The organism is Mesorhizobium sp. M1334 (assembly GCF_040317995.1).
Classification (GTDB): domain Bacteria; phylum Pseudomonadota; class Alphaproteobacteria; order Rhizobiales; family Rhizobiaceae; genus Mesorhizobium.
In genome coordinates, this window is record NZ_JAMYLM010000003.1 from 1 (window position 1) to 13,455 (window position 13,455).

The window sequence follows — 13,455 nt, forward strand, 5'->3', positions numbered from 1 at the left end:
TCGGCTTGGGCACCAGGCTCTCGGTCTTTCGATAGTTCCTCATCAGGATCACGACGAACGAAACCGACACCCCAAAATGTGCCGCCGCCGCACGCCGCGAATGGCCAGCCTCGACAAACCGCACAACGCGTTCACGCAAATCGAGCGAATAGGGCTTGGGCATGGCAAATCACCTCCTTAAGGAAGTGAATCACAAACCCGACGTTAGCGGAATCCTTCGCGATTCAACCTGAATGTCCGACGCTCTAGTCTCGAGGAAGTAGTTCCAGGCAGCTTGTAATCGCATCAGCTTCAACTGGTTTCTCCAGAAACGCACGGGCGCCTGCAGCCATCACCTTGTTTCGCGTCGCCTCGTTTGGGAAAGCCGTCATGAAGATCATCGGAAAAATCCGGCCTCTTGCTATCAGCTCCGCCTGAAGTTCGTCGCCCGACATTCCGGGCATCTGGATGTCAGTGATCATGCAGCCAGGATCGTCGGCAATTTTATCGTCAAGAAATTCGAGCGCCGACGCATAGCCACACACTTCATAGCCGAGAGATCTGAGCAGGCTGGCGAGCGAGCTTCGCACTCCGTCATCGTCATCGACGATCGCAATCTTGGGAATCTTGAGCATAATCAAAGGCGTTCATGCCGCTCGATTGCAGCAGGTCATCTCCACAGAGCCACCCGTCATCCATGAGGCACATTGGCCCGAAAGGAAATCATACGGAGGTTTGCACCACGCCGGTCAGCGACCTGAAATACCCAGCGCCTCTGCCTTGCGAACAAGGTCCGCGAGCGTGCGGACGCCCATCTTGCGCATGACATTGCCGCGATGGATCTTCACCGTGATTTCCGAAAGCCCGATCACGCCCGCCACCTGCTTGTTCATCAGGCCGGCGACGACATGACCCATCACCTCGCGCTCGCGCGGCGTCAACGTTTCATATTCCGCTCGCAGGCGATCGCTCTCCGTGCGCTCGACCCTCCTGACCCGATCCCGCTCGATCGCGCTTGTTACCGCGTCCAGCATGTCCTGGTCGCGAAACGGCTTTGACAGGAAATCGACGGCGCCGGCTTTCATGGCTCGGACCGTCATCGGAATATCGCCGTGACCGGTCATGAAGACCACCGGCAGTTCGATTCCCTGTTTCGTCATCTGCGACTGGAAGTCCAGGCCGCTGACGCCCGGCAGACGGACATCGAGGATGATGCAGCCCGGCGACTGGGGAAGGCTGGCTTGAATCATCTCGGCCGGACTGCCGAACAAGTAGGTCGACATCCCGACCGAACGGAACAGGCTGTCGAGTGCGTCGCGCACGCCCGGGTCGTCGTCGACGACGACAACAAAGGGAGATGGTCCTGTCGGAGACGAAGCAACTTTCATGGAAGTAGCCCTGTTCATGCGGTCGCGCTTGCATCGACGGAGGGTAGGGTCACGCGGAACGTCGCGCCCTGCCGCGGCAGGCTCTCAACTGTCATTCGCCCGCCATGCGCCTCAATCGTTGTCTTGCATATGGCAAGGCCCATTCCCATGCCGTCCTGCTTGGTCGTGAAAAACGGTTCGAACAATCGCTGAAGATGCTCATTCGGTATTCCCGGCCCGGTGTCCTGCACGATGATCTCGATGTCGTCCACCTCGGTTTTGGCGGCGGTTATGAACTGCATGCGCGCGCCGTCCTGCCCGGCCATGGCGTGCGCCGCATTGATCATGAGGTTGACCAGGACTTGCTGCAGCTGAACGCGGTCACCGCGTATGTTGGGAAGGTGAGGCTGCAGGTCGATCTTGAGCTGTATGTTGGCCTTCGCAATCTCACGCTGGACGAGCGCCACGGCGTCTTCCACCAATGCGGACAAGGCCAGTTCGTCTCGATGTGACGGCGCCTTCTTCAGGAAAGCCCTGATGCGCTTCACGATGTCGCTTGCCCTTCGCCCCTCGGCGACAGCGCGCCCGAGCGCGAACTCCACCTCGTTGAGCTCGGGCGGATCGCGGCGGAGCCAGCGCATCCCTGCCTCGCCGTTCGTCACCACCGCCATGAGCGGCTGGCTGACCTCGTGCGCAATCGACGCGGTCAGCTCACCGAGGGTGGCGACGCGCGCGGCGTGGGCGAGTTCGGCCTGTGCCTGCTGGATAGCGTCCTGGGCGCGCTTACGGTCCGTGATGTCCATTACGTATACCAGAGCCTTGTCGCCGTCGTCAGGTGAAGAGGGAAAGGTGATGGTGAACAGCACAGGGACGGCCTTCCCGTCGCTCGAGACCATCTCCGTCTCCCCCTCATAGAAGGCGTCACCGCGCGCAAACGCAACGAGCGCGCCCGGGAAAGTCGTATCGGCCGCACCCAGGACATCGTCCAGCGTGTTCAGGAACTGCGTGCGATCATCCACTGAAAGCATGGACAGGAACGCTGCATTGACGTCCACGATTCTGATGAGCCGTCTGGCGCGCGTGTAGAAGTCCGGGTTGGCGGCGAGATGGTCGGCAATCGAGGTCCCTTCCTCCGCTACGTTGGCAAGCTCGGCTTGGACTGCGCTCCAGTCTTCTTCGATGACGCCGATCCGGCTTGTATCGAACATGCGCCTGTAGCGCCGCTCACTCCTGACCAGTGCTGCATGAGCTGTCTGGCGCTCCGTTATGTCGGTGTGCGTTTCCAGGACGCCAACGCCGTTTCCGTGGCGGTCCCGCTGTATCGCCCACCGGCTGTCCAGCACGAGCCGCGCACCGGTTCGTGTCTGATGCTCTAAGATCCCCTCCCATCGCCCGCTTTTGAGCAATGCAGCTTCAACCACCGCCCGGTCGGCAGGGTATTTCGTACCGAGCAGTTCGTCCGCCACCCGACCGATCGCCTCGGCTGCGGTCCAGCCATAGACCTCCGCGGCAGCGTCGTTCCAAAAGGTGATGACACCGCGGATGTCGCGAACGAAGATCATGTCGTGCGAGAGGTTCAGCAAGCGAGCCTGCGCAGCCAGGGTTTCCGTGGCGGCCTGACTCTGGAGCGCCAGCGCGGTGGCGATGGCGATGGCCGCAAGGCTTACGGCCGCGCGTAAGGCGGGAGATCCGAAGCTCTCCATGGCGTGGGAAATGACATAGGCCAGCACCGTCAGTACGATGGCGCCAGCAGCGGCGACCAATACGTCCGCTCGCCGCGAGGTGCGGGCCGCAATGAGTACGACGAGCACGTAGAGTACCGCGATCGCTCCCTCGAGCGGCGACAGCACGTCGAACAGGAAGATGCCAAGCGCAAGGAGGACTGCCGCCAAGCGGTAGACGCTGTTGCTCATGCTATGTCTCGGTTTAGTGAACCGAAGTCGCTTGGCAAACCTGGGGAGCCGAGCGCCGAGATGGCCCGGCGTACTGCAGATGAGCAGAACAGCCGACCATCCGGCCACGGGCGTTCACCGGCTCGGCCGGCTGGAAGGTCTTATCGCAAAGGGGCCGCATTCCTCGAAATCCCTCCAGGTCATATCACCGCCTTCTGACAGCCCATTTTCGGGCAGGTAGAATGGCAATTCAACCGAAAAGACCGAGCCATCGTTCTCGACCGACTGGCCACAGATCGGATGGGGGGAGCAGGTCGGCGGCCTGACGCACGATTGTCAGACCGAGACCCAGCCAGTCGATCGGCCGTCTGGCCGCCCCACCCGACGGCGACGCTACCCGCTTCCGGTGATCGGCCTCATGAAGCTCGGCTTCACGGCGCTGTCTCGCCTGCGGCTTGCTCGATCAACTCCGCCACAGCCGCAGGGTGCGACACCATCACGACATGGGACGCGCCCTTGACGGAGACGGTTTTGCGCGCACGAGCCCGTTCAGCCATGAACTCGGAGACCCGTGGCGGAATGTTCTTGTCGGCATCGCCGTAGATGAACCAGCTGGGTATGGCTTTCCAGGCCGCATTGGCCTGGCGTTCGTTGAGAGCGGCTTCGGTGATCGGGCGTTGCGTTGCCGCCATCAGCTTCGCTTCGCCGACCGGGACGTCGGCTGCAAACTGGTCGTGAAACTTGTCCTGCTGGATGTACAGATCCGAGCCGCCTTCGGACAATGCGACTGGCTTGGCGAGCGTCGGGCCAAGCGAACTGCCGGGAAACTTGCCGGAAAGCTCCACGGCCGTTTCGCCGACCTCCGGTGCGAAGGCAGCGACGTAGACCAGCGCCTTCACATTCGCCTGGCCCGCGGCGGCTTCGCTGATCACTGAACCCCCATACGAATGGCCGACGAGTACGACAGGAGCCTCGATGCTGGAAGCAAGAGAGGCTATATAGCCGCCGTCTTTCTTGACGCCACGCAAGGGGTTGGCTGCGGCCACGACGGAGTAGCCGTCCTTCTCGAGGATAGCGACAACGCCGTTCCAACTCGACGCATCCGCAAACGCGCCATGCACCAGAACGACAGTCGGCTTTCCGGATTGCGCCTGTGCGCTGCCCAAAGTGGCGGCAATGATGGCCAACCCTGCCAGTAAGGTTTTCATTGTGTGGTCCTTTCGTGTTGGAGATAATTAGACAGCGGAGTTCAGAGCGAGGAAAGACGGCGACGCAGGCCGAGAGCCTGACCGGTCGTCCGTTTCGTCGCGAGGGAAGTCGGTCGACTGGCTTAGTTCCCGCCACCGTTCCAGCTCTTCCAGCCTTCTTAGATCCGCCTGCACGAGAATCTTCAGGGCATCGCTTCCCACTGGCAGTCGGAATGGCGGATCATCCATTGCCGCTATCTTCAGGATGGCCTGGGCCACGCGAGCCGGGTCGCCCGGTTGCCGACCGTCATAATTGCGCTGCATGCGGGCCGTCTCGCCCACCACTCGATCATATTCGGGGCGGCCCTCCTTGAGGGTGGTCGATACACCGGAGAAATCGGTTCGCATGCCGCCGGGCTCGATCACGGTGACTTTCACCCCGACAAGTCCCATTTCGCGGGCGAGGCATTCCGAGAACCCCTCAATGGCCCACTTCGCCGACGAATAGGGTGCGCGTCCAGGAGCCCCGATACGCCCTCCCACGGACGAAAACTGGATGATGTGCCCGCTGCGCTGCTCGCGCATGATGGGGATAGCGGCCTTGGTCACGATGATGGTGCCGAACAGGTTTGTCTCGATCTGCCTCCGAAAATCCTCCAGTGCAGTGTCCTCTACCGAATTGACGTTTCCATACCCGGCGTTGTTGACCAGCACGTCGAGCCCTCCGAACGTGTCGACGGCAAGCCTCACCGCAGCCTCGGCGGCGTTCGGATCAGTTACATCCAAGGGGAAGGTCCTGACCGATTCACCGAAGCGTGCGCCCAGGTCGGATATCTGTTCGGGATTGCGGGCCGTTGCGATAACCTTATGCCCGGCCTCGAGGACCGCTTGGGCAAGCGCGCGGCCCGTTCCTCTCGAAGTCCCAGTGATAAGCCATCTCTGCGTCATTTGTTGTCCCTTTCCATTTTCGCCGCCAAGCGCTCTGCACCAAACGCGCGTGGCTATGGTGCGTAGCGCGTGAAGACGTAGTCGTCGTTTTGGACGCGGGCCTCGTGGCAGGCGAAACATGTCTCGTGCTGCGCTAGGTCGACCGGCTTGCCATCAATGAAACGGCCGAAACCCCAGCCGCCACTCGCCGCGTATTTCTTCGCATCCTTGACCATCACCTGCACGGTCGTTGGGGCTCCCGGCACGGATGCCGATTCGAACTCCGCCGACTGGGTTCGCTTCCAGGCCAGCTTCACGAGAACGCTGCCATCGGGGAACGGCAGCGTGCCTTTCCTGTAGGCGTCCAGTGCGACCGCGTTTCCGACGACCGCACGGAGTTCGTTCAGCGGGTCGCCTTCCAGCGCGGGCGCGACCAGCTCCCATTTTCGGTATCCATCCGGAATTGTCACCCCGTAGATCGGGGATACCTGCAAAGGCTCTTGGGCGCCGGCCCTGTCAATCGCCACGCATGTGATCGCAAGTGCCGCGGACAAGGCTGCGACGGCTGCAATGGCCAGATATCGTTTCATCACGCTTCTCCCCTCAGAAGCCGTCTACGTCGACGATGGCCTTGGCGAACGCCTCCGGCGCTTCCTGCGGCAGGTCGTGGCCAATGCCGCCCGACACAAACCGATGCTCGTACTTGCCCGAGAACTTGCCGGCATAGTTGGCCGGATCGGGATGCGGCGCGCCGTTGGCGTCACCTTCCATGGTGATGGTTGGAACGCCGATCACGGGCGCCTTGGCGAGCTTTTCCTCCATCTCGTCATAGCGACGTTCGCCGTCGGCAAGGCCGAGCCGCCAGCGGTAATTGTGGATGACGATGTCGACGTGATCGGGATTGCGAAAGGCCGCGGCGCTCCTGGCGAAGGTCGCGTCATCGAAGTTCCAGTGCGGCGAGGCGAGTCGCCATATCAGCTTGGCGAAATCATCAGTGTTCTTCGCATAGCCGGTGCGTCCCCGATCCGTGGCGAAGTAGAACTGGTACCACCATTGCAACTCGGCCTGCGGCGGAAGCGGCGCCTTGTTGGCCGCCTGGCTGCCGATCAGATAGCCGCTGACCGAAACCATCGCCTTGCAACGCTGCGGCCAGAGAGCCGCAACCACATTTGCGGTGCGCGCTCCCCAATCATAGCCGCCCAGGATCGCCTTCTCGATACCGAGCGCGTCCATGAAGTCGACGAGATCGACGCCGAGCGCGGCTTGCTGCCCGTTGCGAAAAGTAGCGTCCGAACGGAAGCGGGTCGTCCCGTATCCGCGAAGATGCGGGACGAGGACACGGTAGCCAGCGCCGGCAAGAAGAGATGCTACGTCGACATAGCTATGGATGTCGTAGGGCCAGCCGTGCAGCAGAATGACGGCGGGGCCGTCCGCAGGACCTTGTTCCGCATAGCCCACAGAGAGCAGGCCGGCATCGACCTGCTTCAGGGCGGCGAACGCGGCCTTTGGCGATGTAGCTTGCGACATTGCCGGTCGCACCGCCACCAACTGCGCAATGGCCACGGCTGCGGCCCCGACCGCCAGGAGGCGACGGCGATCGAGGTCGATAAATTCAGGGTTGGTTCCGGTCTGCATTGGTGGCTCCAGTCGAGTCGGGATGAAGGGATTGGCGGCGGTGCGCGTTAGGCCAGAGTGATGGCCACTTCGATGTTGCCGCGCGTAGCTTTCGAATAGGGACAAGTCCGATGCGCGGCATCGACAATCGCCCGCGCTACGTCAGGATCCAGGCCGGGAAGGCTCACATCCAGGCGCGCGCTGAGGAAGAAGCCGTCGTCGCCGGAGTTCAGGTCGACCTCCGCGTCGATCGCGGTTTCGGCGGGCAAAACTACTTGCATCTTGCGCGCGGCGATCGCCATGGCGCCTTCAAAGCAGGCCGACCAGCCAGCCGCGAAGAGCTGCTCCGGATTGGTGCCTTCACCGGGGCCGCCAGGCGTGGAAAGCCTGACATCAAGCCTGCCGTCGGAGCTGCGCGAGAAGCCACCGCGGCCACCGGTGGTATGGACCCGGCCGGTGTAGAGCCGCTTCGGTTGCGTGGTCATCGTTTGCATCCTTTCTATGAAGAGCGTCAATCACGCAGCGACCTGAAGGCCGCTCGTATTTCGCGTGTGAAGATTTCCGGCTGTTCCCAAGCGGCGAAGTGGCCGCCGTTCTCCGCCTCGTTGAAGTAGATGAGGTTGTGGTAGCAGCGCTCAGCCCAGCCGCGCGGCGCACAATAGATTTCACCGGGGAACACGGTCACGGCGACCGGAAGCGCCTGAATGTCGACCGCGTTGAAGTTGTTGGAATGGTCTTCCCAGTATATCCGCGCGGCCGATGCACCCGTTGCGGTCAACCAATAGAGCGAGATGTCGTCGAGCATCTCGTCCCTTGTCAGCACACGCTCCGGCTGTCCGTCACTGTAGGTCCACTGAGCAAACTTTTCGTAGATCCACGCGGCAAGCCCAAGTGGTGAATCGACCAGCGAATAGCCAATGGTCTGGGGCCGTGTGACCATCATCGCCGCATAGCCGGAACTGTCCCTGTAAAATTTGTCGAGCGCGTCGAACGCCTTCCTTTCATCGTCGGGAAGGTCTTTCGGCGCTGGCCCGCCGGCCGCCAGAATAGCCGCGATCTCGCTTGGAACCGTACCCGGCATATTGACGTGAATGCCGATAAGCCCCGGCACGTTCTGCAACGCCATTCGATGCGATATCACCGAGCCGCAATCGCCGCCCTGCGAGACATAGCGATCATAGCCCAGCCGCTGCATCAGAAGCGCCCATGCTCTGCCGATGCGATCGGAACCCCACCCCGTCTTGGTCGGCTTTGCGGAGAAGCCGAAGCCGGGGATCGAGGGCACGACGAGGTGAAAGGCGTCCTCAGCATCGCCGCCGAAGGCTGTCGGATCTGTGAGCGGCCCCAGGACTTTGAGAAACTCCAGAATCGAGCCGGGCCAGCCATGCGTCATGATCATCGGCAAGGCGTCGGCATGTGGCGAACGAATATGGATGAAGTGGATCTCGAGCCCGTCGATTTCGGTGACGAACATCGGCAGCCGGTTGAGGTGAGCCTCGATCGTTCGCCAGTCGTAGTCGGTCGTCCAGTATTCGATGAGGTCGCGAAGCCGTTCAAGCTGGACGCCCTGCGAATGAGCTGTGACGGTCTCTTTGTCCGGCCAACGCGTCGCCGCCAGGCGCTGACGAAGATCAGCGACGGCTGCTTCCTGAATGTCGACGCGGAAGGGTCTTATAGCTGTGCTTTCAGCCGCAGCGGCCGTGCTTGACGGCAACAGGCCAACGGCGCCGGCAGCCGCAGAGATGGCGAGCAAGTGGCGTCTTGTAAGGATAGGCGACATCGTGGACATCGATCATTCTCTCGGGACAGGAAGTCTTCTTGCCTTAAGGTAGAGGCGACTGGACCGAGTGGCTGCTATACATAGATATGGATCGCTAGCACTTGTGGGTCGCAGAGCGTCGCCATCCAGCCTCGATCGGCCAATCGCATGTCATGGGACCAGCAGCAGCTTGCCCGTCGTCCCGCGGCTTTCCATGTCGGCATGGGCGGTTGCTGCGTCCGCCATTCCGTATTCGCCACCGATCCGGACACTGAGCCTGCCCTCCATGATCCAGTCGAAAAGCTGCGCCGAATGCGATCGCAGCAGTTCAGGCGTGTGGATGTGGTCGGAACAGACCGCATAACCGATCTTGATGCTTTTCGGTAATTGCATGATGTCGAACGGTCCGGGACCGCCGAGCACGGGCCCGTACCAGCAAAGGTCCCAGAATGGCGGAGCGCGTCGAGCGATCCCTGGAATGTCGTAGGACCCGACGACAACCCCGAGGGAACACCATGGAGGTCTTCGACGGCTTTCGGACGGCACTGGCCAGCAACCGCGCGCAGTTCTTCCTCGACGTCCCGTCGGGCCCGTTCTACGGCTTCAACCGCGAGGGTGCGACGGTCCATGAGGGCGTGATCCAGAACTGGTGGCGGCAGGGCATGATGGGTAGCGCCAAGGCGCACTACGATGGCATCAAGGCCTTCTCGGAAACCGACCAGACCGATGACCTCAAGGCGATCACCGTGCCGACGCTGGTGCTGCACGGTGAGGACGACCAGGTCGTTCCGATCGCCGCCTCGGCTTTGAAGGCGGTCAAGCTGCTGCCGAACGGCACGCTGAAGACCTATCCTGGTTTTGCGCACGGGATGCTCACAATGAATGCTGATGTGCTGAACGCCGACCTTCTGGAGTTCGTCGCCAACTGAAGTGGCTGCGGGCGCGGCTCCCGGCCCCGGCCCACAGTTCAAGTCGACGCTTAAAAGGTGTGCGTTCGTCGGCGCCGCGCTCATCGCGGTCTCAGTGGCTAGTCCTATTGCTGGGGCCGAACCAGACGGTCAGCAGCCGGCCCCAAACGCGACGGGTCAAGCGGCCTTCGGAAGGACGGCGCGATAGCGGCCGTAACCCACCTTCACGAGCAGTCCCTCGTCGCACATCCTGGATAGATAGCATCGGGGGATGCCGATGGCCGTGAGTTCAGCCGTGCGCACCTCGCCCCGCTCTCGCGGCAGAGCGACGGCCAGCTCCCTGAGCGTCGGTGTCGGGCCACCAGCGGTCCCGGTCGCGTTTGCGGAGTTTCGGTCCCACCGGCGCGTTCTTGCGAAGCGGAATCGCGAATTCATATTTCTCAGTTTCGACGATCCCGGGGAGCCACAATCGCCAGAAAAGTCTTGAAACCCAAGGATTGCAAGGGTTTCCGCTTCCCCAGAGATACACCGCGAGATACACTGCGGGGTACCCTGAGCATGAAGATTGACGTGAAGCATATACAGAAACGTGGCAAGGCTGGCTGGCGCTACAGGGGCAAAATCCCTGAGGAACTTCGGGCAATTTTGGGCAAACGGGAACATCTCGTCCCGCTTGGAGCGACCGAACAGCAAGCCCTTAAAAAATTATCCGAAGGTTCATGCCGAGCCCTAGAGACTCCTGCTATCGGCCATTGCCAGCAAGAAAGCGCCGTCCCTCAACTCCCCCCAACCATTGACCGCGTTGGAACAGTTCAAATCGGGGCAGCAGTATGTTCGCAGATTGCAATTGGACCCGGAATGGTCTGGTTCCGATGACGAACACGACAGCGAAACTCTCAGACGCGAAATAATCGCTGAGCAGATCGCCGCGAAGTATCCCCTGGACGATCAAGGAAACCCGACAGGGATTAGCTTCGAGGACGCCGCAACCCTTCGGGCGCTTATGTACGGCGCCCGACAAGGTCTCCCTGCCCCGACCTTAGAGGACGCCAAAAGGCTGTATCTGAAGGAGCGCGTCGGGGACGACGAAACGAAGCAAATGGAGCTTGAGCGGGTCTTCAAGCTCGTCAGGGCCGCACTGGGTACGGATCGCAAGCTGGCAAGCATTAAGCGCGCGGACGCCAAGGAAGTCCGCGATCACATGCTTGACGGTCGCAAAGCGTCTTCGGTAGATCGCTACTTGAACGTAGTTCGCGCGGTCATCAACCACGCCATGAGAGACTTTGACCTATCTGGCGTCACCAATCCCTTCATGAATTTGGAGGCCGCGTCGAAGGATAAGGCCGAGCCCAACAAGGACAAGCGCCGTCCTTTCACCTTGGACGAGGTCACCGCCCGCATCTCGTACCATGCCAAGGCGGACCTTCAACACATTTGGACAATTCTGAATGGCACCGGCTGCCGCCTCGCTGAGGTGTCGGGCCTGCGGGTGACGGACGTACACCTTGACCACGCGATTCCGCACTTAGGTGACCCCAGGTCGTTGGGTCTTGAGAAAGGCCGGCCGGTGGCAGCAATGGTCAGTTTCCTGCAATGCTAGATCGGTAAGTTCATGTCGGAAGTTGACGCTCTGCTCCCCGGACCTGGATGGCGAAGTAGAGCTGGTCGCCAGCGAACGCCAGTGCGCGATGGCGGCCAGTTGGTCTGAGCGTTATCTCTTCACGCACTGCCCGGAGCCGCCGGGATCGCAGACTTCTCCTACACCGCAATCGAAATCGCGTGTGCAGGCGGGCGGCGACAAGGGCGGGGCGAGGACGATATAAGGCGTATGGACCTTGTCGCCAGGCGGCACGAAAGCCGGCGCTCGCTCGCCTGCGTCACCGAGCGTGCGGATATAGAGATAGAGCGATTTCTTGTCCTCATCGCTCATCGCACGTACGTTATACCCTGGCATCGGTGGATAAGTCCCAAGGCCTCGAAGATATGAAACGAAGCCGTCGGCTGTGAGGTCGGCGGCCGTCAGCCGTAGGTTTGCCGCATAGCTGGTTCCCCACGGTCCCTGAAAGCCGAGTGCATTTCCCTTGAAAGCCTTGGCCGGATCGATCTTGCCGCCACTTTCGCTATATCCTTCGGTGTGGCAATCGTGGCAGCCGCCGATGATGGAGATGTAGAGTCCTCGCTCGACCGAAGGTTCCCCTGCCGCCGGCGCGGCATTGAGAACAAGCGCGGCAATGCACATCAACCAATATGCACGCATCACATCCCCTTCCTTGGTGCCGAACGGCTTCTGGAAGGGACTTGTGTCCGACGTTGTCGCGCTTTGTCATGTCGGCCGAGCTTCCCCGCCTGTCGCGCAACTCGGAGATGAGGGAATGGTTGCATTAGGGATAAGGGTGCTGGAGAGGGTATCGGGCTGATTGTTTGACGGACTGGCTTTGCGTTGTCGTCCGTGCCTATGAAGCATCACGCTCACCAGCTGGTTGCAATTGCCGTTGGCGCAACTTTCTGATGTGAATAACCCCACCACTAGCTATGAAGGCGATCTCCGCGCCTTCGCGCGGACCGGTCGCCTGGAAGAAGGTAACCTTGCTTTCCGGCTCAAGCGTGACGATCTCGCGCAGATCAGCACCGGCGATCATAGCTTGGCGCACGAAGTGGGTCGCGCTCTCCTCCACGACGTCGCAACGGGTGCAGAGGCCTGCGGGCAGGAACAGGCGGGCGTTGCGCGCCTTGAGTTCCAGGCCCTGCCATATCTGCGCACGGGTCAGCTTGGTCTCGCCTCGGGGATTCACCGGAACGGTGGCAGTCGAGCAAATCATGATATGTCTCCTGGACAGAACGTCGGTGATGGGGCTCAGACGGCAATTGCGGCCGCATAGTCGCGATAGGAGCGCAACGGCCGGCCCAGCAGCGCGGTCAGCCGATCGACATCGCCGGCATCGGGGACCATACCGTCCGTGAGGAAGCGCTCGGCCATCAGGCGCATGTCGAGCGCCATCCAGCTCGGCATGAACTGCCGCAGGTTCTGCTCGAAGCCGGCGGTGTCGTCGCCGGGATACGCGATATGGCGACCGAGGACGTCCGTCCAGATCGCTGCGACGTCCGTGCCAGTCAGCGTGTCGGGGCCGACCAGGTTGATGCGATTGAGCGGGAGCGGCGCGGCGGCCTGCTCACGGCGGAGGAGTTCGATCGCGGCGATCTCGCCCAGGTCCCGCGCGTCGATCATGGCGATGCCCTTGGCTCCGATCGGCATCGGATAGATGCCGTAGCCGATCACCACGTCCTTGATCGTGATGTCGTTGTCCATGAAGTAGGCGGGCCGCAGGATGGTGGCGTTGAGCTCCATCTGTTCGATCATCCGCTCGACGCCGAACTTGCCCGCGAAATGCGGCACATTGACGTAGATGTCGCTGTGGATCACCGACAGATAGACGATCCGCTCGATGCCGGCCTCACGGGCAACTGCCAGCGCTACCAGCGCCTGGGTGTATTCGTCGGCCACCACCGCGTTCAGCAGGAAAAGGGTGGAGACGCCGGAGAACGCCTTGCGCAGGGAATCGACATCGAGCAGGTCGCCCTGCACGACATCTACGCCAGTGGGGAAATTGGCCTTCGAGGGATCGCGAACCAAAGCGCGCACATCGGCGCCACGCTTCACAAGCTGTTCGACTACGTTGCGGCCGACATTGCCGGTCGCTCCGGTAACGAGAATGGTCATGGGATTACTCCTGAGTTGAGCCGGATGGCGTCCCAGAAAATTAGTGATCCACATTTGTGTCGGTAGGCATTATATCTGAACACGCCGTCCCACAGGTGGAACAC

The 13,455-nt window shown here is 61.4% G+C and carries 14 protein-coding genes and 2 pseudogenes; 2 read left to right on the forward strand and 14 right to left on the reverse strand.

From position 1 onward, the window contains the following. From NKH17_RS07015 to NKH17_RS07065, 11 genes are all read right to left on the reverse strand, one after another. Positions 1 to 163 (reverse strand): helix-turn-helix domain-containing protein (locus NKH17_RS07015; RefSeq protein ID WP_352970631.1); only part of this gene is annotated, 163 nt, incomplete at its 3' end. Between the two features lie 82 nt (positions 164 to 245). Beyond that, positions 246 to 614, reverse strand: a complete 369-nt coding sequence (locus NKH17_RS07020; RefSeq protein WP_254818283.1) for a response regulator transcription factor — start codon at positions 612 to 614, stop codon at positions 246 to 248. A 114-nt stretch (positions 615 to 728) separates the two neighbouring features. Beyond that, entirely contained in the window at positions 729 to 1,367 is a 639-nt protein-coding gene (locus NKH17_RS07025; protein ID WP_254818282.1) for a response regulator transcription factor, read from the reverse strand. A 14-nt stretch (positions 1,368 to 1,381) separates the two neighbouring features. Further along, the gene (locus NKH17_RS07030; RefSeq protein WP_352804967.1) at positions 1,382 to 3,259 is read right to left on the reverse strand and encodes a sensor histidine kinase; all 1,878 of its coding nucleotides are present in this window, start codon (positions 3,257 to 3,259) and stop codon (positions 1,382 to 1,384) included. Positions 3,260 to 3,669: 410 nt separating this feature from the next. After that, positions 3,670 to 4,446 carry an alpha/beta fold hydrolase gene (locus NKH17_RS07035; RefSeq protein ID WP_352804970.1) on the reverse strand — a complete coding sequence of 259 codons (777 nt, stop codon included), beginning with the start codon at positions 4,444 to 4,446 and terminating at the stop codon, positions 3,670 to 3,672. Between the two features lie 27 nt (positions 4,447 to 4,473). Further along, on the reverse strand, positions 4,474 to 5,373 hold the full coding sequence (locus tag NKH17_RS07040) for an oxidoreductase (RefSeq protein WP_352804973.1): 900 nt from the start codon (positions 5,371 to 5,373) through the stop codon (positions 4,474 to 4,476). A 53-nt stretch (positions 5,374 to 5,426) separates the two neighbouring features. Continuing rightward, on the reverse strand, positions 5,427 to 5,942 hold the full coding sequence (locus tag NKH17_RS07045; protein WP_352804976.1) for a cytochrome P460 family protein: 516 nt from the start codon (positions 5,940 to 5,942) through the stop codon (positions 5,427 to 5,429). A 13-nt stretch (positions 5,943 to 5,955) separates the two neighbouring features. After that, positions 5,956 to 6,987 (reverse strand): alpha/beta fold hydrolase, encoded by a 1,032-nt coding sequence (locus NKH17_RS07050; protein ID WP_352897324.1) that lies wholly within the window; start codon positions 6,985 to 6,987, stop codon positions 5,956 to 5,958. Positions 6,988 to 7,034: 47 nt separating this feature from the next. Further along, positions 7,035 to 7,451 carry an organic hydroperoxide resistance protein gene (locus tag NKH17_RS07055; protein ID WP_352897322.1) on the reverse strand — a complete coding sequence of 139 codons (417 nt, stop codon included), beginning with the start codon at positions 7,449 to 7,451 and terminating at the stop codon, positions 7,035 to 7,037. A 26-nt stretch (positions 7,452 to 7,477) separates the two neighbouring features. Continuing rightward, complete coding sequence (locus tag NKH17_RS07060; protein ID WP_352897320.1) at positions 7,478 to 8,755, reverse strand: epoxide hydrolase family protein; 1,278 nt, start codon at positions 8,753 to 8,755, stop codon at positions 7,478 to 7,480. Positions 8,756 to 8,896: 141 nt separating this feature from the next. Further along, entirely contained in the window at positions 8,897 to 9,148 is a 252-nt protein-coding gene (locus NKH17_RS07065; protein WP_502910581.1) for a zinc-binding dehydrogenase, read from the reverse strand. Between the two features lie 69 nt (positions 9,149 to 9,217). Here NKH17_RS07065 and NKH17_RS07070 point away from each other — a divergent pair. Both NKH17_RS07070 and NKH17_RS07080 read left to right on the forward strand, forming a co-directional pair. Beyond that, a pseudogene (locus NKH17_RS07070) lies at positions 9,218 to 9,654 on the forward strand (alpha/beta fold hydrolase); the annotation flags it as partial. A 781-nt stretch (positions 9,655 to 10,435) separates the two neighbouring features. Further along, the gene (locus NKH17_RS07080) at positions 10,436 to 11,233 is read left to right on the forward strand and encodes a hypothetical protein (protein WP_352897316.1); all 798 of its coding nucleotides are present in this window, start codon (positions 10,436 to 10,438) and stop codon (positions 11,231 to 11,233) included. 111 nt (positions 11,234 to 11,344) lie between these two features. Here NKH17_RS07080 and NKH17_RS07085 read toward each other — a convergent pair whose 3' ends face one another. From NKH17_RS07085 to NKH17_RS07095, 3 genes and pseudogenes are all read right to left on the reverse strand, one after another. Next, positions 11,345 to 11,890, reverse strand: coding sequence for a hypothetical protein (locus NKH17_RS07085; protein WP_352897314.1), 546 nt, complete (start codon positions 11,888 to 11,890; stop codon positions 11,345 to 11,347). A gap of 283 nt (positions 11,891 to 12,173) precedes the next feature. Beyond that, positions 12,174 to 12,452 (reverse strand): annotated as a pseudogene (locus tag NKH17_RS07090) (AtaL-like protein); the annotation flags it as partial. 35 nt (positions 12,453 to 12,487) lie between these two features. Further along, the gene (locus NKH17_RS07095) at positions 12,488 to 13,351 is read right to left on the reverse strand and encodes an SDR family oxidoreductase (RefSeq protein WP_352897312.1); all 864 of its coding nucleotides are present in this window, start codon (positions 13,349 to 13,351) and stop codon (positions 12,488 to 12,490) included. Between the last annotated feature and the right edge of the window lie 104 nt (positions 13,352 to 13,455).